This is a genomic window from Reyranella sp., assembly GCF_050185545.1.
GTDB lineage: Bacteria > Pseudomonadota > Alphaproteobacteria > Reyranellales > Reyranellaceae > Reyranella.
Window position 1 is genome coordinate 22,605 of sequence record NZ_JBFWZI010000003.1, and the last position, 19,825, is coordinate 42,429.

17 protein-coding genes are annotated in these 19,825 nt (G+C 67.3%); 7 read left to right on the forward strand and 10 right to left on the reverse strand.

Going from position 1 to position 19,825, the window contains the following annotated elements; translation table 11 throughout:
- Window positions 1-7 precede the first annotated feature (7 nt).
- Complete coding sequence (locus AB7O82_RS01350) at window positions 8-508, reverse strand: YbhB/YbcL family Raf kinase inhibitor-like protein (RefSeq protein ID WP_428549812.1); 501 nt, start codon at window positions 506-508, stop codon at window positions 8-10.
- 218 nt (window positions 509-726) lie between these two features.
- Between AB7O82_RS01350 and AB7O82_RS01355 the strand changes: the two genes are divergently transcribed.
- The 4 genes from AB7O82_RS01355 to AB7O82_RS01370 all read left to right on the forward strand — a co-directional run bounded on the left by AB7O82_RS01355 (window position 727) and on the right by AB7O82_RS01370 (window position 8,927).
- A complete protein-coding gene (locus AB7O82_RS01355; protein ID WP_428618503.1) occupies window positions 727-3,654 on the forward strand; it encodes a DUF4114 domain-containing protein in 2,928 nt (975 codons plus the stop codon).
- Window positions 3,655-4,016: 362 nt separating this feature from the next.
- Window positions 4,017-5,954 carry a primary-amine oxidase gene (locus AB7O82_RS01360; protein WP_428554950.1) on the forward strand — a complete coding sequence of 646 codons (1,938 nt, stop codon included), beginning with the start codon at window positions 4,017-4,019 and terminating at the stop codon, window positions 5,952-5,954.
- A gap of 163 nt (window positions 5,955-6,117) precedes the next feature.
- Window positions 6,118-7,794: a DNA topoisomerase VI subunit B gene (locus AB7O82_RS01365; RefSeq protein ID WP_428554948.1), complete on the forward strand. Its 1,677-nt coding sequence runs from the start codon at window positions 6,118-6,120 to the stop codon at window positions 7,792-7,794.
- Complete coding sequence (locus tag AB7O82_RS01370; RefSeq protein WP_428618505.1) at window positions 7,791-8,927, forward strand: DNA topoisomerase IV subunit A; 1,137 nt, start codon at window positions 7,791-7,793, stop codon at window positions 8,925-8,927. Before AB7O82_RS01365 ends, AB7O82_RS01370 begins: the two co-directional genes overlap by 4 nt.
- Window positions 8,928-9,047: 120 nt before the next feature.
- Here the strand turns inward: AB7O82_RS01370 and AB7O82_RS01375 are convergent, their stop codons facing one another.
- Window positions 9,048-9,503 (reverse strand): universal stress protein, encoded by a 456-nt coding sequence (locus tag AB7O82_RS01375; protein ID WP_428547506.1) that lies wholly within the window; start codon window positions 9,501-9,503, stop codon window positions 9,048-9,050.
- Window positions 9,504-9,704: 201 nt separating this feature from the next.
- Here AB7O82_RS01375 and AB7O82_RS01380 point away from each other — a divergent pair, with 201 nt between their 5' ends.
- Together AB7O82_RS01380 and AB7O82_RS01385 are read left to right on the forward strand one after the other, a co-directional pair.
- On the forward strand, window positions 9,705-9,941 hold the full coding sequence (locus AB7O82_RS01380) for a hypothetical protein (protein WP_428547509.1): 237 nt from the start codon (window positions 9,705-9,707) through the stop codon (window positions 9,939-9,941).
- 65 nt (window positions 9,942-10,006) lie between these two features.
- Window positions 10,007-10,441 carry a DUF3734 domain-containing protein gene (locus AB7O82_RS01385; RefSeq protein WP_428547512.1) on the forward strand — a complete coding sequence of 145 codons (435 nt, stop codon included), beginning with the start codon at window positions 10,007-10,009 and terminating at the stop codon, window positions 10,439-10,441.
- Here the strand turns inward: AB7O82_RS01385 and AB7O82_RS01390 are convergent.
- The 3 genes from AB7O82_RS01390 to AB7O82_RS01400 all read right to left on the reverse strand — a co-directional run bounded on the left by AB7O82_RS01390 (window position 10,423) and on the right by AB7O82_RS01400 (window position 14,150).
- Complete coding sequence (locus tag AB7O82_RS01390) at window positions 10,423-11,031, reverse strand: tetratricopeptide repeat protein (protein ID WP_428547515.1); 609 nt, start codon at window positions 11,029-11,031, stop codon at window positions 10,423-10,425. The two genes, AB7O82_RS01385 and AB7O82_RS01390, sit on opposite strands and share 19 nt — an antisense overlap.
- 17 nt (window positions 11,032-11,048) lie before the next feature.
- The gene (locus AB7O82_RS01395; protein WP_428547518.1) at window positions 11,049-12,263 is read right to left on the reverse strand and encodes an iron-containing alcohol dehydrogenase; all 1,215 of its coding nucleotides are present in this window, start codon (window positions 12,261-12,263) and stop codon (window positions 11,049-11,051) included.
- A 255-nt stretch (window positions 12,264-12,518) separates the two neighbouring features.
- Window positions 12,519-14,150 (reverse strand): ATP-binding protein, encoded by a 1,632-nt coding sequence (locus tag AB7O82_RS01400; protein ID WP_428547521.1) that lies wholly within the window; start codon window positions 14,148-14,150, stop codon window positions 12,519-12,521.
- Window positions 14,151-14,315: 165 nt separating this feature from the next.
- On the opposite strand from AB7O82_RS01400, the gene AB7O82_RS01405 reads away from it, so the two are divergent.
- Window positions 14,316-15,080 (forward strand): SDR family NAD(P)-dependent oxidoreductase, encoded by a 765-nt coding sequence (locus tag AB7O82_RS01405; RefSeq protein WP_428547524.1) that lies wholly within the window; start codon window positions 14,316-14,318, stop codon window positions 15,078-15,080.
- Between the two features lie 34 nt (window positions 15,081-15,114).
- Here the strand turns inward: AB7O82_RS01405 and AB7O82_RS01410 are convergent, their stop codons facing one another.
- The 5 genes from AB7O82_RS01410 to AB7O82_RS01430 all read right to left on the reverse strand — a co-directional run bounded on the left by AB7O82_RS01410 (window position 15,115) and on the right by AB7O82_RS01430 (window position 19,812).
- Window positions 15,115-16,479 (reverse strand): class-II fumarase/aspartase family protein, encoded by a 1,365-nt coding sequence (locus AB7O82_RS01410; RefSeq protein WP_428547527.1) that lies wholly within the window; start codon window positions 16,477-16,479, stop codon window positions 15,115-15,117.
- Between the two features lie 11 nt (window positions 16,480-16,490).
- Window positions 16,491-17,306, reverse strand: a complete 816-nt coding sequence (locus AB7O82_RS01415; RefSeq protein WP_428547530.1) for a universal stress protein — start codon at window positions 17,304-17,306, stop codon at window positions 16,491-16,493.
- Window positions 17,307-17,542: 236 nt separating this feature from the next.
- The gene (locus AB7O82_RS01420) at window positions 17,543-18,385 is read right to left on the reverse strand and encodes a substrate-binding domain-containing protein (RefSeq protein WP_428547533.1); all 843 of its coding nucleotides are present in this window, start codon (window positions 18,383-18,385) and stop codon (window positions 17,543-17,545) included.
- Window positions 18,386-18,406: 21 nt separating this feature from the next.
- Window positions 18,407-19,123 (reverse strand): ATP-binding cassette domain-containing protein, encoded by a 717-nt coding sequence (locus AB7O82_RS01425; RefSeq protein WP_428547536.1) that lies wholly within the window; start codon window positions 19,121-19,123, stop codon window positions 18,407-18,409.
- Complete coding sequence (locus tag AB7O82_RS01430) at window positions 19,120-19,812, reverse strand: ABC transporter permease (RefSeq protein ID WP_428547539.1); 693 nt, start codon at window positions 19,810-19,812, stop codon at window positions 19,120-19,122. Before AB7O82_RS01430 ends, AB7O82_RS01425 begins: the two co-directional genes overlap by 4 nt.
- Window positions 19,813-19,825: the final 13 nt, after the last annotated feature.

Here is a 19,825-nt window from a genome sequence, read left to right on the forward strand (position 1 = left end):
GCGCCGCTCAGCGATGGAACAGGCCGGTCAGGGTCGCCTTCTCGATCGTGGCGAAGTGCAAGTTGAATCCAACGATGGCTGCAGATGTGTCGGCGGCCACCGGCAGCTTGTCGGCATTCACGGCGAACAGCGTGAAGACGTAGCGGTGCGGGCCGTGGCCCTCTGGCGGGCAGGGGCCACCGTAGCCGGGCGTGCCGAAGTCGGTGCGGGTCTGCAGCGCGCCGGGTGGCAGGAGGCCGGCCGCAGGATTGCCGGCGCCGAGCGCGAGCGACGTCGCGCCGGCAGGTATATTGACGACCAGCCAATGCCAGAAGCCGCTGCCGGTCGGTGCGTCGGGGTCGAAGCAGGTGAGCGCGAAGCTCTTGGTGCCGGCGGGGACGCCCGACCATGAAAGCTGCGGCGACTTGTTGCCGCCGGCGCAGCCGAACCCGTAGTTGGCCGACAGGATGTGGTCGGTCGAAAGGGTCTCGCCCTCCTTGAAATTCTGACTGACGAGCGTGAGCGGCATCGCGATCTCCCTCCTTCTTCCTGCCGATGAAAAATCTTTCGTCCTCTCGATGAAAGATTTTCGCAACGAGCGTCGCGCAGATTGGATCAGCGCGGCGCCCGAGCGCAATGGGCGTGCATCATCGATCCGCCGCCGCGCGATATTGACAGTGCGATCGGCCCGCGCGGTATGTTGCCACCGTCGCAACCGTGGGAAGTCATTCAAGGGGTAGAGATTCGATGGCAACGACGTATCAGCCGATCGCCAATTCGACGTATCTCGACTATGCCGGCTACCGCATCACCGATGCGCCGACCGTCGAAAGCGCTTACGGCATCACCGATGGCAAGATCTCGCCGTACGGCATCAATGTGGCGCTGGTGCTGCCGCGCGTCACCGACGCCGCGGGGCTGCTGGCGCAGGACTGGGGGACGCGGCAGCAGACGCTGCAGGAGCTCAACGGCAAGGGCACCCTGTGGACCACCTACGGCGCCAGCCAGGCTCAGTACGACGCGCTGGTGAGCGCCGTGGAAAGCGCGCCGTTCGACCTGCAGGTGCTGCACGACAATCCCGACAACGGCAACTACGTATCGTCGGCCGAATCGCGCACCATTTGGGTGCACATCCCCGACGCAGCGCACTTCCAGACGCTGTTCGACACCGAGCTGATGTATTCGCAGGGTCTGATCTACTGGAACGGCGAGCTCTCGCTGCCGTCGGGTTGGAACGTCACCGGCCTGTGGGTCGACTACGAAACCGCGCCGAACGGCACCAACCTGTCGACCGGCTCGCCAGTCACCCTGACGGAGGGCGCCCAGGGCATCGGCAACTCGACGACGGGCAACACGGCGCGTGATCCGCAGCATATTGCCGACCTGTATAATTTTCCGCTCAACGGCGAGACCGTGCAGACCGGAACCATCGGGCTGATCGAGCCCGGCATCGGTTCGGCCCTTAAAAACGATCAGCCGGGCACCGAATTCCAGAGCCGGCTGGACGAGTATCTGAAGCACATCAAGGTCAGCGGAGGCACGGGCATCGTCCATGTCCAGGGAGGCGACGGACAGGCGTACACTATCGATGGCAAGGTGAACGTGGACGCGGGCGAGCGCTCGCTCGACGTCGGCGTCGTGGCGGCAATCAATCCCAAGAGCGACGTCTGGCTCTTCAACGGTTCGGGCAATAACGGAACCGCCTACGCCTCGACCTATACGGCGATCCAGAGTTCGATCTGGGAACAGCTCGCCGCTCCCGAAGGCAACACCTGGAGCAAGGCGCCAGTGACGTCGAACTCGTACGGCGACAGCCAGAGCATGGCGCCAGACTCGCCGTTCTACCGGGCCTACTGGGAGCTCTTCGTCGACGCCGCCCTCAGCAACCAGACGACCGTCATTGCACTGGGTGACGGCGGCTCCGGCAACCAGACCGCAAACGGCCTGACAAACGTCGAATACAACGTCACCCAGCCGTGGAACATCCTGGTCGGTGGCACGTCGCTGTCGACCACCGAGAAGGCGGGCGAGGATCCGACCCTGAGCGCCATCGTCGCGTCTGCGACGGCGGGGAACCTGGCGACGATCTGGCAACTGGTCGCCGGCGGTCTGACCAGCCTGCCGACCGATGCCTCCGACGAGCAGGCATTCGTCGAGGCGGTCTGGAACACCTACTACGTGTCGACCGACAAGAGCGGCCAGCCGGTGATCGAGGGCATTCCCGGCTCGGGCTACTCGGCGAGCTACCAGAACAACTCGACCGGATCGGGCGGCGTCGATCCGACCCAGCCCGTGCCATGGTACCAGGCCGCATACGGGCTCAATCCGACGACGTCCGATTCGCAGCACCTGGTCGGCCGCGGCGTTCCCGATGTCTCGGCTGCCGCCGGCGGCAACCTCACCTACAACGCGCCAGACGAGAACATGATCGGAACCGGCGGCAACGAGGGCACCAGCGCGGCTGCGCCGCTTTGGGCATCGTTAATCGTGCAGATCGACACGATCTTCCAGGACCAGCTGCTGCCCAACCTCGGCTACATGAACGACCTCTTGTACGCCGCCGCCAAGATCGCGCCGGCCGCGTTCAACGACGTCACGCTGGGCAACAACACCTCGTCGTATTTCCTGCCGGGCGACTATCTGACTGGCGGCCAGCATGTCAGCCCGACGGGCTACGGCTACGTCGCGGGGCCGGACTACGATCTGGCGACCGGTCTGGGCTCGCCCAACGGCCTGTTGCTGGCGCGGGCGCTGACGGCGATCGCGCACTCGGAGATGTCGTTCGACGACAGCGTGCCGCAGGTGCTCAATTCGTACGGCGCCGGCGACTGGACGAGCGGCGCATTACAGAGCCTGCTGATCCAGGCCGTATCGGATGGGGCGCTCACGGTCGGTGTCACTGCCGGCTCGACGAGCGCCGTCCTGGCCAGTGCCGGCACCGATGCCTTCGCGTGGGACGCGCGCTTCGCCGGCCAATCCCAGCAGTCGGATTTCCAGTCCGACCTCGTTACCCTGTTCGACATGCAGGGACAGGGCGGCCTCGGCCAGGTGACCCTGGACCTCGGCGACACATTCGCGATCTCGATCGACGGCGTCGACGCGCAGGCCGTGACCGCTCCGCTCACCAACCAGTTCGGCTTCGTCGACTTCGAGACAGCGGCGGGCCTGGTGCGCGTGGCGCGTCCGGTGGCGGTGGCGGAGACGGTCAATGCGCTCGACGACCAGACGGCGGTGGTCAACATCCGGCAGAACGGCGCCGACAGCCTGGCGGTGACCTTCTACCGGGTGGACGACTTCGCCGGCAGCATCGGTGGAGTCGCGCCAGGCGCGGCGGGCTACGAAGCCGCGGCCGAGGCACGTGCCTACCAGACGACCGGCGGGGCGACGGCGATCGCCGGCCCGGGCTACGGCGAGTACGTCCAAGCGATGCTGCAGGATGTCGACGCTGGCGACATCATCGCGATGAAGCTGGCCGACACGACGCAGGGCAGGACCTACTGGGCCTTCGCGCAGGCCAACGAGAGGGTGGACGGCACGCCTGTCGGCCACATCTGGAACTACGGCCTCAACACATGGGGCTTCGAGGACACGTACGGTGGCGGCGACCACGACTACAACGACCTCGTGGTCAACATCGACTTCACCAGCGCCTACGGCAACGCCTGGCTGGTTTAGCATTGCCTGGGGGATCGATTTGATGAGAACGCAAATCGGGGTCGGCCAAAATGGGGTCTCGCCTTACTGATGCGACCCGCGATGGCCGGCCCCGACAGGCCGTTCGTGTGTGTGCCGCTAAGCCGACGCCCGAAGGATTGCGCCGGCTGTCATTGCGGAGCGCATGTCGGGTGGAAGCATCTAAACCTCCGTGTCGATTGTGCGTGCGATAATTCCGCCACGATCGGCCCGTCCTGTCAACGCCAGGAACGACCGCCGGGTGCGACCGATTGGATTGGGGGTCAGTCGTCTCGACTTCGCCCCTGCCTTAAGCCACCGTGGGCCGGTGTGGCCGGCATCGCGTCCGGCAGGAAAGGACTTTCATGCCCGACGCCGTTGCCGAGACTCGTGCCGCGCAGACGCCCCGACATCCGCTCGACCCGCTGACGCCTGACGAAATCCGGCGGGCGGCGACGCTGGTGCGCGCCGCGCATGATCTGGGTGCCGGCATGATGTTCGAGACCATCAGCCTGAGCGAGCCCGACAAGAGCACCGTCCACGACCTGCGGGGCGGTGCCGACTTCCCGCGCCAGGCGTTCGTGTGCGCGTTCGACCGCACCAACGGCCGGGTCTTCGAGGCCCGCGTCGATCTCGTTGCCGATCGGATTGTCGACTGGCGGCACGTGCCGGGCGTGCGGCCGCGCATACTCGTCGACGACATCCTGCTGGTCGGCGAGGTCGCCCGCGCCGATCCGCGCTTCCGCGCGGCGCTCGCCAGGCGTGGCATCACCGACATCGACAACGTCCAGGTCGATCCTTGGTCGGCCGGCTATTACGGCCTGCCCGACGAGGAAGGGCGGCGGCTGTCGCACACTTTCTGCTGGTACCGCAGCGAGAAGAACGACAACGGCTACGCCCATCCGATCGAAGGCCTGTGCGCGGTGATCGATCTCGACCGGGCCGAGGTGCTGCGCGTCGACGATTACGGCGCGGCCGAGGTGCCGATGGCGAGCCGCAACTACGCGGCACGCTATCGCACGATCTTCCGCGATGACGTGAAGCCCCTCGAGATCGTGCAGGCGGACGGGCCGAGCTTCACTGTCGAAGGCAACGAGGTGCGCTGGCAGAGATGGCGCTTCCGTGTCGGCTTCACCGCGCGCGAAGGCCTGGTGCTGCATGCGGTGGGCTACGAGGACGAGGGCCGGCTGCGGCCGGTGCTTCATCGCGCCGCGCTGTCGGAGATGGTGGTGCCGTATGGCCATCCCGGCGGCGGGCATTTTCGCAAGAATGCCTTCGATGTCGGCGAGTACGGCATCGGCGTGCTCGCCAACTCGCTGAAGCTCGGCTGCGACTGCCTGGGGACCATCCGCTACTTCGACGCCTGGCTGGCCGACAGCAAGGGCCAGCCCTACTGCATCGAAAGCGCGGTCTGCCTGCACGAGGAAGATTTCGGAATCCTGTGGAAGCATACCGACCTGTTCACCGGCGAGGTCGACGTGCGGCGCGCCCGCCGGCTGGTCGTGTCGTCGATCTCGACCGTCGGCAATTACGAGTACGGCTCGTTCTGGTACCTCTACCAGGACGGCTCGATCCAGTTCGAGATGAAAGCCACGGGCATCCTCAACACCGCCGGCATCCGGGCGGGCGAGGCGCCGCGCTTCGGCACCATCGTGTCGCCCGGCGTCTATGCGCACTATCACCAGCACATCTTCAACATGCGGCTCGACATGGCGGTCGACGGCGAGCGCAACCGCGTCGTCGAGGTCGATACGATGGCGTTGCCGACGGGGCCGGACAATCCGCATGGCAACGCCTTCACGGTGCACGAGACCGTGCTGGCGAGCGAGCAGGCGGCGCAGCGTACTGTCGACTTCAACGCCGCGCGCTACTGGAAGATCGAGAGCGCCGAGGGGCGCAACAGGCTCGGCCAGCCGACGGCCTACCGGCTGATGCCGACCAGCCCGGTGCCGATCTTCTCCAATCCGCAGTCGAGCGTCGCCCGGCGCGCCGCCTTCATGACCCGCCAGCTCTGGGTCACCGCCTTCGACCGCGACGAGATGCACGCCGCCGGGCGCTATCCCAACCAGAGCAGGGGCGGCGACGGCCTGCCGGCCTGGACCAGGGCGGACCGGCCGCTGGTCGACACCGACCTCGTCGTCTGGCACAGCTTCGGGCTGCACCACATCCCGCGCCCCGAAGACTTCCCGGTCCAGCCCGTGACCACCGCCGGCTTTATGCTGCAGCCCGTGGGTTTCTTCAGCGAGAACCCGGCGCTCGACGTCCCGCCGGCCAGGAGCACGATGAGCTGCTGTGCCGGGTGAGTTCTCCTATGAAGATCGGGGGGCAGCGTTCGGCGGCAGCGGCGGGCCATTGGGACGGTCCGCGCCGCGCGCCTGACGTCGTCGTTGATCCCGGTCAAGCGGCGAGGCAGGCCGCGGCTGTAAACGGGACTGGTCTTCTTCCTTCGAGGCTTGGACCGCGATCATGTCCGAACGGCAACCCCCGCCCGCAACGGCGCACGAGATGGCGCGGCGACAGCGCGAGATTTCCGTATCGGAGTTCTTTCTCAAGAACCGTCACCTGCTGGGCTTCGACACCCCCGCCAAGGCCTTGGTCACCGCGGTCAAGGAAGCCGTGGACAACGCCCTCGATGCCTGCGAGGAGGCGGGAATCCTTCCCGATCTCCTGGTCGAGGTGCGCGACCGCTTCGGCAGGTCGAAGGTCGTGGTGGAGGACAACGGGCCCGGTATCGTCGCTGGCCAGATCGCGCGCATCTTCGGCAAGCTGCTCTACGGATCCAAGTTTCACAAGCTCAGCCAGTCGCGCGGCCAGCAGGGGATGGGCATTTCGGCCGCCGGTATGTACGGCCAGCTCACCGTCGGCAAGCCGCTGCACATTGTCAGTCGCGTCGACGGCGAGGCGCTCGCCTCCGAGATGTACGTCTCGATCGATACCGCGAGGAACCAGCCGGATATCCACAGGAAGCGGCAGCACGCCTGGGATCGCCCGCACGGAACGCGCGTCGAGATGGAGATCGGCGGCCATCATCAGAAGGGACCGCATTCAGTCGAGGCCTACCTGAAGCAGACGGCGATCGCCAACCCGCATGTCACCATCACCTATCGCGGTCCGGATGGGGAGGAGGTCAGGTTCGCGCGCAGCAGCGACGAGCTGCCAACCCGCCCTACGGAGATCAAGCCCCATCCCTACGGTATCGAGCTGGGGCGGCTCATCCAGATGCTGAGCAATACCCCGAGGCGCACCCTGGTGCGCTTTCTCGAGGACGAGTTCAGCTGCGTCGGCCGCAAGACGGCGCAGAGGATCATCGCGCTCGCCGGCGAATCGTCGGACAGGAGGCTCAGTGATCGCTCCCACCCGAGGCACATCGCGCACGTGCAGGCGACTGCCCTGCACAAGGCCCTTCAGACGGCGCGGATCGCCGCCCCGCGCACCGACTGTATCGTGCCCATCGGCGAGACCCAGCTCCTGGCGGGCCTCCACAAGGAGGTCGCGGCGGAATTCTATACCGTCGCTACCCGGCCGGCCGCCGCCTATCGCGGCAATCCGTTCCAGGTCGAGGTCGGCATCGCTTTCGGCCATCCCGACGACACCGGCATCGAGGTCGACGAGACTGGTCACATGCGCAAGACGAGGACGGCAGCCCCGGCAGAGCCCGTGATCGGCCGAAAGGACGAGCCGGCGCGCCTCCTGCGCTTCGCCAATCGGGTGCCGCTCCTCTACCAGCAGTCGAGTTGCGCCATAGCCAAGGCCGTCATCCAGACCAACTGGCGCGGCTATGGCGTGCACCAGCCGAAGGGCGCGCTGCCGATCGCACCGATGGCGATCCTGGTCCACGTCGCCTCCGTCTGGGTGCCCTACACCTCCGAGTCCAAGGAAGCCATCGAGCCATATCCGGAGATCGTGAGGGAAATCAGGCTGGGGTTGCAACTCTGCGCGCGCAAGCTCGCGCACTACCTGCGCCACGAACGGCGGCTCCTCCAGGAGTACGACCGCCGGGCCTATATCGAGAGGTATCTACCCCATGTCGGGCTCGCCCTGCAAGACATCCTCGCCCTCAGCGACGCCGAGCGCGACCTGACCGTGAGTCGGCTCGACGACGTGCTCCACCGCAGCCGGCTGTCGCCGGGAGGCCAGCCGTGACGAGAAAGAGCTCCGACGCCCCGATGAGTGACCTCGATCGCAAGACCATCGCCTTGATCGATTCCATCGCCCGCCAGGTCCGCGTCGACATCGAGAGCGGCCGGCTGCCCGACATCGAGCTTCCGGCGCGCAGCCTGGACAACGTGACCTACGACGAAGCCAAGGGGTACTTCGAGCTCGGCGAGGTGCGCAAGGTACGCACCCTGACCGTGACCACGGCGCGTTCCTTCGCCCAGACGCTGAGGATGATGGCGGCGGCGCGTTCGATGATCGAGAACGACGACTTCGCTACCAAGAGGGAGGTCTACTACATCAGCAAGAACTGGGGCGACTGCCGGTTCGACGAGCAAGCCGAGTCGGACGCGATCATGGACGACATCGAGGCGGTGGCGTCGATGCACGGGCTGTCGCGCGAGCAGTTGCGGTTCTACCCGGAGTCGCACGGCGGCTCGGTCGCCGGCCGACTTACCGTGATCGACCGCAATCCCGACACCGGCGACACGGTCGAGGTCGATTGTGCCAACCTGGGCAGCGGCGCTTACAGCATCCCGCGGTCGGTCGAGCATCTCGATTTCCGCACCGACGCCCGGTTCGTGCTCGCGATCGAGACCGGCGGCATGTTCCAGCGCCTCAACAATCACCGGTTCTGGCAGACGGCGGGTTGCATCATCGTCGAGATGGGCGGCGTGCCGACACGTGCCACGCGGCGCTTCGTTCGCCGGCTCGCCGACCAGCAGAGCCTGCCCGTCTACTGCTTCGTCGACTGCGATCCCTACGGCTTCGCCAACATCTATCGCACGCTCAAGGTCGGCTCCGGCAACGCCGCGCACATGAACCGCTTCCTTTGCGTACCGCAGGCGCGTTTCCTGGGGGTGACGCCCCAGGACATCGCCGATTTCCATCTCGAGGACGCCACTCACCCGCTGTCGGCAACCGACGTCAAGCGCGCGGAGGACGCCCTCCACAACGACCCGTTCATCGCCGCCCATCCCGAATGGATTGCCGCGATCCGGCAATTGCTGAAAATGGGGGTTCGCGCCGAGCAGCAGGCGCTGGCGAAGTGGGGCCTGAACTACGTGATCGACGAGTACCTGCCGCGGAAGCTCGCCGAGCCCAGCGGCTTTCTCCCGTAGGAGCTGCCGCGGCGCGGCATGCCTCCCGCGAAGCAGGGGCGGTTCGTGCGTCGTTGATGTGAGGCGGACCCTGCTAACCCCACCTGTGGTGACACCCTCCCAGCGACGCGATAGCCGCGTTCACGACTTTGTACGAACCACGACGACCGGACACGGCGCGTGGCGCATCACCCAGTCGGCGACGCTGCCGACCAGGGCGCGGGTGATGCCGCGGCGGCCGTGACTGCCGATCACGACGAGATCGGCTTGCCATTCAGTCGCCACGCGCACGATCTCGGGTCCGGGGTCGCCCTGCGGCACGAACTGCAGCGCCTGTGCGCCAGCCGGCAGGCGAGCGCGGAATTCCGCCATCAGTCGCGTGCCGTCGTGTTCTGCCGCCAGTATCTGAGCCCTTTCGTCAGCCGCCATGCCCGGCTCGACCGAGTAAACTTGCGTAGCGTCCATGGCATGGACCAGGGCTATCTCGGCGCCCAGGGAGCGCGCCAGGTCGATGCCGACGTCGGCTGCGTGAGCTGCGATCGGATCCTCATCGACGGCAATGAGCACCTTCCGGAAATTCCTTCCGCCTTCGTTCATCAGGGTCCTCCATGCGGGGCAGCTGACTGCAAGCCAGTGCGTCGGCAGCACTCTTGCGCTTGCTCTCCGCCCTGCCTTGACGACAATCAAACAAGGGAATCGGGTGGTGGACGCGCCCGCATCGGCACTCGCGCCTGCTTGAGGCGGATCAAGGCCTGCCGACCGCATCGATGCTGGAATTCATGCAGAATGGAGTGCGGAATGTCCCTTCAGCAATGTCTTGCGCTGGCAGATAAGATGCTGGCTCTCGCCGAGAACGAGGTCGAGCACCAGCGCCACATAGTCGCCTGCCTGGAGCGTGACGGGCAGGAGACCCGCATGGCCCGTCATGTGCTCGAGACGATCTCGTACATCCGGTCGGAACGTCTCGTCATGCGCGACGAGCTTCTCGCGGCTGCCGCGGTGGAGGGCATGACCCTCGAAGGCGTACCGTACTGATGCCGGGGCGACCAATGGGCCGCGCGCAACGCGCTGGCGCGATCCCAGTCGAGGACTGCGACCGAATGCAACGCCACTTCGATTTCTTGGTGCTCGGTGCCGGCACGGCCCGTGTGAGCGCGGTGGAGACACTGCGCAACGTGCCAAGTGAACGCAGCATCGCGCTGGTCTCGGTCGAGGATCGGCTGCCCTATCTCGCCGAGGTGCTGATGCGGCGCGATGAGATCGTCTTCGCCCAGCACACGAGGAACGATGTGCTCCCCAAGGAGAAGATCGGCGACTTCCGTCCCCTGGTCCAGGAAATCATGGACAGCGTCGAGCCGGAGGCGCGCGAGCGCTTGCGCCAGAATCCGCGCTTCATCCAGCTGATGGCCGAGGCCGGACCGACATCGATCGCCCGCATTGTCAACGAGGTCCGCCGGGACGAGCTGTCGTTCCTGGACAACGACTTCTCCGTCACGATGACGAAGGAGAAGGGGTATCAATCGCAACTCTTGTAGCCGGACTGCCTGCAGCGCGCTGCGAGCTCCTTGGCGCGGGCGATGGCCTGCGGCGTCATCGCCTGGGCGACCTCGTCGCGCGCCTTGTTGATCACGCCCTTGACCGAGTCGGGTGCGTTCTCGGCCGCGAGGTCGAGCCACATGTAGGCGAGGCCATTGTCCTGCGGCACGCCGCGTCCCGTTCGATAGCGTGAGCCGAGGTCGTTCTCGGCATAATAGTAGCCCTGCTCGGCCGAGCGCCGCAGCCACTTCACCGATTCGGCCGGATCGGCCGCGACGCCCCAGCCGACGGCGTAGAAGACACTGAGCGCGTGCTGGGCGAGCGGGTCGCCCTGCTCGGCCGCGGCGCGGTACCAGCGTGCCGCCTCGCCGTAGTTCTGCTCGACGCCGAAGCCGTCCTCGTACATGCGGCCGACCAGGTACTGCGCCCGGGCCTGACCGCGCTCCGCCTCGGGGCGCAGCAGGCTGAAGGCGCGCGAGTAGTTCTTGCGCCGGTAGGCCTCCTGGCCGTCCTCGAACGGACCGGCAGCGGCCGGTCCCGCGACTGCCAGCACAAGCATCGAGGCAAGAAACAAGATCGATCGGCTCATAATGCAGTGTCCCCGTATCAGTAGGCCGCTTCGAGCAGGCGCATCGCCTCGGCGACCTGCGCCTCCGGGGAGCGGGCGCCGGCATTGGCGTTGAAATTCTTCACCGTCTCGCCGGCGATCCGGGGGAAATCCTCGCGCGGAATGTCGAGCTGGCGCAGCCGCGTCGGCATGCCCATGCGCCCGTAAAGCCGCTCGAGCGCATCGGCCACCGCGAGGGCCGCGTCGCGCGTCGCCATGCCGTCGCGCCAGACTTCGAGTGCCTCGGCGACGCGTCGCGCTCCGCGCGGCTCGATCTCCTCGGACAGGCGGATCCTCGGGGCATGCACGACAGAGGTCGACTCGCCCTGGCCGACGCGCGGATAGCGCACGTGCAGGGCGGTCGAGACCGCGTAGTTTCCAGAGAAGACGCCGCCGCGGAAGCGGCGCAGGCCGTCGTCCTCGGCGCGGTTCTGCAGGAAGGCGGCGAGGCAGAGATCGAGACGCAGCGCCGCCTCGTCGGGCTCTTCGGCGAGCCGACGGTAGGCGCGCCAGGCCAGCCGGAAAGCCTGGTCCTCGTCTCCTGCTGCCAGCGGGTTGGCGTCGAGTTGGGCACGGGCGCCGACCAGGCCCGCGAATACCGTGGTGCCGGTCGAGCGGATCAGGTCGGCCGGCGTGGCGAGCAGCGCCTCCTCGTCCAGAAAGATCGCCTGGGGCCGGGTCTTGGGGTCGAAGAATTCCATGCGATGGTCGAGATCAGGATTCTTCAGGCCGGTGCCCGCCCGATTCATCGCGCTGTTCGGCGTCGTCGGTACGTTGATGATCGGCGGCTTGGGAGCCATCAGGCGCGGACTGAAGGCCGGCTTGCCCTCGGGATACTGCGTCATGATACGGAAGGGCTCGTCCTTCTCCGCCAGGAAGATCGCTACGGCGCGGGTCGCCACGATGACGCTGCCGCCGCCCACCGCGATCAGCAGGTCGGCGCCGGCCGCCGCGGCCGCCTCCCTGGCCGCCACCACGGAGGCATAGGTCGAATCCTTCTCGATCGCATCGAAGACGCCGGCATGGAACTCGCCGAGCGCCGCCGCGATACGGCGCACCGTGTCGGTCCGCCGGTTGATCGACGGCGAGCAGACGACGAAGGCACGCCTGGCGCCAGCCCGCTGCACCGCCTCCTTCAGCCCCTGCTCGAGCGCCTGACGGCCGCAATGAAGGCGCCATGGATAGCCTGCCGCCCTGAACCCGTTATCGCTCATCGATCTCCTCGTCCGCGTTGTTGCCCTGGTTTACCCGCTGTCGCGGCCGTGCGCACGACCGGCGGCGCGCTGCGGAGTCGACACATCTCTTGTTCCTCCCCCGTCATCGGGGGAGTTGGCCCGGAGGCGGCGGAGGGGGAAAGCCTCAGACGAGATCCATGAGATTCCAACGTCGGAACTTCACAAACCTCGTGTGCGGCTCTCCCCCGGCTCCCCCGATTACGGGTCAGATTACGGGGGAGGGATTGGAGAGGCTCACTCCTCGCCCGAGGCGACGGGGCCGCTGATGCGGGCCCATGCTGGCATCACCGCGGCCACGGCGCGGGCCAGCTGATGCTGGAGATAGGGTTTGGTGATCTTCGGCACGTTGGCGGCGACGCCGGGCGGCAGCTCGGCAAAGGCCGTCGCGAGCAGGACCGGCAGGCGCGGCCAGCGCCAGCCGATCTCTTCGGCGAGCTGGGCGCCCGTCATCGTCGGCATGGCGTGATCGGTGATAACCAGGTCGAACGTGTCGCCCTCCGCCAGCTTCGCCAGCGCCTGCCGGGCCGAGCTCACCGTTACCACCCGATGGCCGAGATCCTCGAGCATGGCCCCCGTGTTCACCAGCACCTGCGGGTCGTCGTCGACCGCCAGAATGGACAGCGGAAGCAACCGTTCCGGCTCGGCGGCAGGCGGCGGCGGCATCATGGGTGCCGGCTGCCGATGCTCCTCCAGGACCGGCAACCACAGCGTCGCCGTCGTGCCCGTGCCGCGCTCGCTCGTTAGCGTCAGCTGGCCGCCCAGCTGCTCGGCCATGCCGTGCACCATGGAGAGGCCTAGTCCGGTCCCGTTGCCGACTCCCTTGGTCGTGAAGAACGGTTCGGTGGCGCGCCGGAGCGTCTCCTCGTCCATTCCTTCACCACGGTCGGTGACCGAGAGCAAAACGTATCGGCCGGGCCGGAGGCCCTCGACACCGACTCCGTGCACCGTCTCCTCGCGCGCCGCAATAGTCAGCGGACCGCCGGTCGGCATGGCATCGCGGGCGTTGACGGCGAGATTCAGCAGGGACATCTCGAGCTGGTTGGGATCGGCCATCACGCGCCCCAGCGACAGGGGAAAGCGGGTTTCCACGGTCACGATGGTTCCCAGGGTGCGCTGCAGCAGGTCGGTCATGCCGCGCACCAGCGTGAGAATATCGACAGGCTCGGGCCGCAGCGCGTGGCCGCGGGCGAAGGCCAGCATGCGCTGCGTGAGGGCGGCGCCACGATGGGCCGCCTTGAGTGCGTTGTCGATCAGGGTCGACGCACGGGCATCGTGACCGACGCGCTTGTGGAGGAGCTCGAGGCTGCCGATCATCGCGGCGAGCAGGTTGTTGAAATCATGTGCGACTCCGCCGGTCAGCCTGCCGATTGCCTCCATCTTCTGTGCCCGGAACAGGGTTTCGCGCGTGCGCTCGAGCTGTTCATGGGCCTCGCGCCGTTCGGAAATGTCGCGCGTCACCTTGGCGAAGCCGAGCAGGGCGCCGTCGGGCGCCCATATCGGGTCGATGACGATGCTGGCCCAGAAGCGCGTGCCATCCTTGCGAACGCGCCATCCCTCTTTCTCGTGTCGGCCCTGGCGGATGGCCGTCTCGAGCGCCCGGCGCGGCTCATCGTTGGCCCGGTCCTCATCCGTGTAAAAGCGTGAGAAGTGATGGCCGATGATCTCTTCCGGGCGATAGCCCTTGATGCGCTGGGCGCCGGCATTCCAGTTGCTGACCCGGCCCTCGGGATCGAGCATGTAGATGGCGTAGTCGATGACGGCGTCGACCAGCATGCGAAAGCGACGCTCGTCGGTCAGCGTGTCGGCGAGCTGGGTTTCGGAGCCGGTATCGTTTGACGCCTGCGGCGGCCGGCCGGACGAATTCATCTGCCCATCCTTCCGCGGCAAGCCACTGACCTTGGGGACATATCTCACGAAATCGCAACGCCGATGTCAGGGTGCGGTTGCAGACGGTTTGCGGCAAGGCCGCCCTGCAGGGGCGTGCTTTGGCCTCCGGCGGCGATGAGATATCGTTCCGACCAAGCAATTGGCATGATCGGGGGGAAGATGGACCTCAAGGGAACGGTTGCCGTGGTCACGGGCGGCAATGGCGGGCTGGGACAGCGCATCTGTCACGCCCTCGCCGCACAGGGCTGCCATATCGCCGTGGTCTATGCCCGGAGCAGGGGCCAGGCCGAGGAAGTGGCGCGCGATCTCGAAAAGCACCAGGTCGGGGCGGCCGCCTTCGCCTGCGACGTCACCAGGCGCGAGCAGGTGCAGGGGCTGGTCGATGATGTCGTCAAGCGGTTCGGCCGGCTCGACATCCTGATCAACGACGCCGCCTACAACAAGTCGATCCCGTTCACCGATCTCGACAATCTTACCTACGAGGAATGGACGAAGATCATCGACATCAACCTGACCGGACCCATGCTCTGCACCAAGGCGGTCGCCCCGGTGATGAAGCGGCAAGGCAGCGGGCGGATCGTCAATATCTCCTCGGTGGCGGGCCTCGGCCCGACCGGCTCGTCGATCGCCTACGCCGTCTCCAAGGCGGGCCTGATCCATCTCACCAAGTGCATGGCGGTGGCGCTCGCTCCCGAAGTGCTGGTGAACTGCGTGGCCCCGGGACTTCTCGAGGGAACGCGCGCGACTGCCAACCTCAGGCCCGAGGTGATCGAGAGCGGCCGCCGCCTCTCGCTGCTCGGCAAGGCTGCCGACAAGGACGACGTCGCCGACCAGGTGGTCACGATGTGCCGCACCAACACGACGACCGGCCAGACCCTGGTGATCGACTCGGGTCGGACGTTTCATTGAGTTCTCCTCCCCAGCAAAGCTGGGAAAAAAACGATCAGCGAAGCCCCGCCGCGCCGGCTCGCGCCCGCGCGGCGCCGACGCGGGCCATGTCGGCGCACAGGCCGGTGTAGGCGGTTGGATCGAGCAGCCGGGCGATTGCGGCTGCGTCGACGTGCGCGGTCAGGCGCTCGTCGGCGGCCAGCAGCTGGGAGAACGGCTTGCCTTCGACGAACGCCGCCTGCGCGGCGTCGTACACGACATCGTGGGCGTGCTGTCGACCGATTGCGGCACCGAGGTCGAGCATCACCGCCTCGGCCATGATCAGGCCGCCGCCGAGATCGAGGTTGGACCGCATGCGCCTAGGATCGACGCGCAGGCCGCGCATGATCTCAGCCAGGCGGCCCAGCATGTCGCCGGTGGCGACGCAGGCGTGCTGCTCGGCGCTGTCCATCATCAGGCTGGTCGTGCGGTCGGCCTCGTGCTCAGTCGTCATCGCTTCCAGCGCTAGCGGCACCTGGGCGCGCACCTCGGCGGCCGCGGCGATGACGTCCTGGCAGAGCTTGGGATTGCGCTTTTGCGGCATGGTCGAGCTGCCGACGGTGCCGGGCGGGACGGGCTCCTCGACCTCGCCGAACTCGGTCTTCATCAGCGTGTAGATCTCGCGGCCGATCTTGCCGCAGGTGGCGGCCAGCAGGCCGAGCACGCAGATGTTCTCGGCCAGATGGTCGCCCAGGGCGCGCGACGGCACGGCCATCGAGCCGAAGCCCAGCAGCCGGCCGATCGCCTGCTGTACCGGCGGTCCTTGCTTGCCGAGCGAGGCGAAGGTCCCCGCGCCGCCGCCCAGCATGGCGACGAACAGCCGTGGCGCGAGCTGCTGCAGGCGCTCGACATGGCGCAGCAGCTCGTCGATCCATACTGCGACCTTGTAGCCGAAGGTGGCCGGCACCGCATGCTGGCCGTGCGTGCGCCCGGCCATCGGCATGTCCGCGGTGCGCTCGGCCAGGTCGGCCATCGCCGCCAGCGCCTCGCCGATCTGGCGCAGGAAGACCGCGTGGGCCTGGCGCAGCACCAGGAGATCACCAGTCTGGGTGATGTTCTGGGTCGTGGCGCCCCAATGGACCCAGCCGCCGTGCGGGTCGCCGACGATGCGCCCCAGCTCCCACACCAGCGGAACGAGCGTGTGGCCGGTGCGGGCAAATCCTTCGTCGATGCGTGTCCGGTCCATCAGGCCGAGATTCGCCTTGGCGGCGATGGCCTCGGCGGCGGCGGTCGGGATGATGCCGAGCTCGGCCTGCGCGCGCGCCAGCGCCGCCTCGACGTCGAGCCAGGCCTGCCAGCGGTTCTCCAGCCGGTAGAGGGCGCGAATGCCGGGATCGGCAACGCGGGTCGCGGTCGGCAGCGTGTCGCCTTCGTTGGCCATCGGTGACTCCTTCAGTGAGCCAGCAGCAGCGGTATCGGGCAGGACGAGATCACCTTGGCGGTGGCGCCGCCGAGGCCGAGGAAGTTGCTCAGCTGCCCGTGGCCGTAGGCGCCCATAACCAGGAAATCGGCCTCCTTGTCCCGGGCATATCCCAGCAGCGCGCGGCCCCGTGCGCGCCCGGACACCGCGCCGGCATCCATGGCCTCGACCCTCGCGGCAATGCCGCGGCGTGCGAGGTAGCGCACGAGGCGCGGCGCACCGACCGCGTTGGGCTCGGCGCCGGCCATGACGATAACCTTGCTCGCTTTCTCCAGAAAGGGCAGGGCGGCACCGACGGCGCGCGCCGCCTGTGCGCTGCCGTTCCAGGCAACGACCACGGAAGTGGGCGGGTGGGATGGAAGATTGGGCGGTGCGATCACGACGGGGCGGGCGCAGTCGTAGAGCACGTGTCTGACGGTCGATGGCGCGATGTTCTCGGCATCGGCGCCCGGCCGGCCGAGCAGCACCAGGCTGGCATAGCGGCCGAGCGTGATCAGCCGGTCGCGTGTCATGTCGTCGCCGCCGGCGAAGGTCGACCCGCCGAGCGGTTCGAGCAGGTCGTGAAAGGCCCGCTTGGACTCGGCGGCACGCGATCTCAGCCTGTCGTCGGAAAGCCGCTTGAGGAACGGCATGGCTTGCGAGGCAATGTCGAGATCGCCCTGATGGGTCTCGGCAAAGTGAACGGCGTCGACCGTGCCGCCGAACATGCGCGCGATCCGGGCCGCGAGGCCGAACGACACCACGGCATCCGGCCCGCCCTCGGATATCGCAAGGATGGATTTGTACATGCTCTCCCCGGTTCCCCTGTTGGCTCTACTTTACTCATAATTCCTCCCCAGCTCTGCTGGGGAGGTGTCGCCGTCCTAGGGCGACGGAGGGGTCATGAATCATGCGGACCGCGGGCGTCCCGCCCGCTCATGCTTATTCCATGAGCGGTCGGGACGCCCGCGGTCCAAAAGACCATGACCCCTCCGTCGCCCTAAGACGGCGACACCTCCCCAACGAAGTCGGGGAGGAGAATTTGCTACGCATTCGGATCGCCGGCGTTGGGGAAGAACAGCGGCTCGCCGCCGACCTTGTAGTCGGCGATGGCGCGCTGGCCTTGCGGCGAGATCAGCCAGTCGATGAAGCGCTGGCCTGCCTCCTTCTGCACTGTCGGATGCCTCGCCGGGTTGACCAGTATGACGCCGTATTGGTTGAACAGCCGCTTGTCGCCCTGCACGACGATCGCAAGGTCGGCCTTGTTGCGGAACGACAGCCAGGTACCGCGGTCGGCCAGCAGATAGGCATTGGCGGCCGCGGCCGTGTTCAGCGCGGCGCCCATGCCCTGGCCGATCGCCTTGTACCAGTCGCCCCTGTCGGCCGTGATATCGATGCCGGCATCCTTCCACAACCGGAGCTCGGCGACGTGCGTGCCCGACCTGTCGCCGCGCGAGATGAAGGGAAGCTTCTTGTCCTTGATGGCGCGCAACGCCGCGGCGATGTCGGTTGAACCTTTCACGCCCGCCGGATCGCTTCCAGGCCCGATCAGCACGAAATCGTTGTACATCACGGGATAACGCCTGACGCCGTAGCCTTCGGCGAGGAACTTCTCCTCCTCGGGCCTGGCATGGACGAACACGACGTCGGCATCGCCGCGCCGGCCGACGTCGAGCGCCTGTCCAGTGCCGAGCGCCACGACCTTGACCTCGATGCCCGTCGCGGCCTTGAACAGGGGCAGCAGATGGCCGAACAGACCGGAATCCTGGGTCGAGGTCGTCGAGGCGACCAGGATCGTGGCCTTCTGGGCGAGCGCCGCCGGCGCGGCGGCGATGAACGACAGAACGGCGACGGCCAACAGGGTGAACAATCGGCGGCGGATGTTCATGGCATGCCTCCAGCGTGCGGGTCAGACGAGCAGCTCGCCGGCGATGAACCTGCGCGCCTCGTCGGTGAGGGGTGACTCGAAGAAGTCGGCCGCGGCCGCGGCCTCGACGACGCGGCCGCGATGCAGCAGCACGACCTCGCCACCCAGGCGGCGCGCCTCGCCGAGATCGTGCGTCGACAGCAGCACCTTGATGCCGCGCTGGCTGACCGTGCGAATGACGTCCTCGATCGCCTTGGTCGAGGCGGGGTCGAGGCTCGCGGTCGGTTCGTCGAGAAACAGTACATCGGGAGCGCGGGCGAGCGCGCGGGCGAGGGCGAGCCGTTGCTGCTCGCCGGCCGACAGGCGCCGCGCCGGCCGCTCGGCGGCGTGCTCGAGCCCGACCAGGGCGAGGAGCTTGTCGATGACTTCGTCATGCCGGTCGCGGGCAATGCGCGCGGCGCGGAGCGCGTAGCGGATATTGGCAGCAGTGCTGCGGCGCAGCATCGTGGGACGCTGGAAGACGATGGCCCGGCGAACCGGGGGCACATGGTCGCGGCCTTGCCAGGTGATGGTGCCGCGCACCGGTGCAACCAGGCCCATGGCGGCACGCAGCAGAGTCGTCTTGCCGGCGCCGTTCGGCCCGATCAGCACGGTCGGGGCACCGGCCGAAATGGTGAAGGTCACGCGATCGAGCATCGTCGCATTGCCGGTGGCAATCGTGACATTGTCGAACCGGATCGGCAGGTCCGCGCCGCTCATCCGGCGAGCCGCTCGGCGGCGCGTCGCACGGCCCAGGCGAGGGCGTTGACCATCAGCACGATCGCCATGAGGACGATGCCGAGCCCGATCGCCAGCGCCAGATCGCCCTTCGACGTCTCGAGCGCGATCGCCGTCGTCATGGTGCGCGTGTATCCCTCGATGTTGCCGCCGACGATGATGACGGCGCCGACCTCCGCCGCGGCGCGGCCGAAGCCTGCCAGCAGGGCGGTGATCAGGCTGAAACGGGCATCCCACACCAGCGTGCCGACCCTGCCCAGCCATCTCACGTTCATCGCCATGAGCTCGTCGCGATACTCGAGCCACAGATCCTCGATCGTCTGGCGCGACAGCGCGGCGATGATCGGCGCAACCAGGATGGTCTGGGCGATCACCATGGCCTGCGGCGTGAACAGGAGCCCCCACGCGCCGAGTGGTCCGGAGCGCGACAGCGCAAGATAGACGATCAGGCCGACCACGACCGGCGGCAATCCCATCATGGTGTTCAAGAGCACGATCACGCCGTCGCGGCCGCGGAACGACGTCAGCGCGATCAGGGCGCCCAGCGGCACGCCGATCAAGGCGGCGAGCAGCACCGCCGACAGGCTGACGACGAGCGCCAGCAGGACGATCGCGAACAGCGCCGGATCGCCGCTCAGCACGAGTTGAAGGGCAGACGCATTATTGGGCATCGACAATGCCGGT

Excerpts from the sequence above, each read along its gene's own strand:
- AB7O82_RS01430 (WP_428547539.1), bottom strand. The coding sequence starts at position 19,812 with ATGCCCAATAATGCGTCTGCCCTTCAACTCGTGCTGAGCGGCGATCCG.
- AB7O82_RS01375 (WP_428547506.1), bottom strand. The coding sequence starts at position 9,503 with ATGAACGAAGGCGGAAGGAATTTCCGGAAGGTGCTCATTGCCGTCGAT.
- AB7O82_RS01355 (WP_428618503.1), top strand. The coding sequence starts at position 727 with ATGGCAACGACGTATCAGCCGATCGCCAATTCGACGTATCTCGACTAT.
- AB7O82_RS01380 (WP_428547509.1), top strand. The coding sequence starts at position 9,705 with ATGTCCCTTCAGCAATGTCTTGCGCTGGCAGATAAGATGCTGGCTCTC.
- AB7O82_RS01410 (WP_428547527.1), bottom strand. The coding sequence starts at position 16,479 with ATGGCCAACGAAGGCGACACGCTGCCGACCGCGACCCGCGTTGCCGAT.
- AB7O82_RS01405 (WP_428547524.1), top strand. The coding sequence starts at position 14,316 with ATGATCGGGGGGAAGATGGACCTCAAGGGAACGGTTGCCGTGGTCACG.
- AB7O82_RS01360 (WP_428554950.1), top strand. The coding sequence starts at position 4,017 with ATGCCCGACGCCGTTGCCGAGACTCGTGCCGCGCAGACGCCCCGACAT.
- AB7O82_RS01365 (WP_428554948.1), top strand. The coding sequence starts at position 6,118 with ATGTCCGAACGGCAACCCCCGCCCGCAACGGCGCACGAGATGGCGCGG.
- AB7O82_RS01390 (WP_428547515.1), bottom strand. The coding sequence starts at position 11,031 with ATGAGCCGATCGATCTTGTTTCTTGCCTCGATGCTTGTGCTGGCAGTC.
- AB7O82_RS01415 (WP_428547530.1), bottom strand. The coding sequence starts at position 17,306 with ATGTACAAATCCATCCTTGCGATATCCGAGGGCGGGCCGGATGCCGTG.
- AB7O82_RS01420 (WP_428547533.1), bottom strand. The coding sequence starts at position 18,385 with ATGAACATCCGCCGCCGATTGTTCACCCTGTTGGCCGTCGCCGTTCTG.
- AB7O82_RS01350 (WP_428549812.1), bottom strand. The coding sequence starts at position 508 with ATGCCGCTCACGCTCGTCAGTCAGAATTTCAAGGAGGGCGAGACCCTT.
- AB7O82_RS01400 (WP_428547521.1), bottom strand. The coding sequence starts at position 14,150 with ATGAATTCGTCCGGCCGGCCGCCGCAGGCGTCAAACGATACCGGCTCC.
- AB7O82_RS01385 (WP_428547512.1), top strand. The coding sequence starts at position 10,007 with ATGCAACGCCACTTCGATTTCTTGGTGCTCGGTGCCGGCACGGCCCGT.
- AB7O82_RS01395 (WP_428547518.1), bottom strand. The coding sequence starts at position 12,263 with ATGAGCGATAACGGGTTCAGGGCGGCAGGCTATCCATGGCGCCTTCAT.
- AB7O82_RS01425 (WP_428547536.1), bottom strand. The coding sequence starts at position 19,123 with ATGAGCGGCGCGGACCTGCCGATCCGGTTCGACAATGTCACGATTGCC.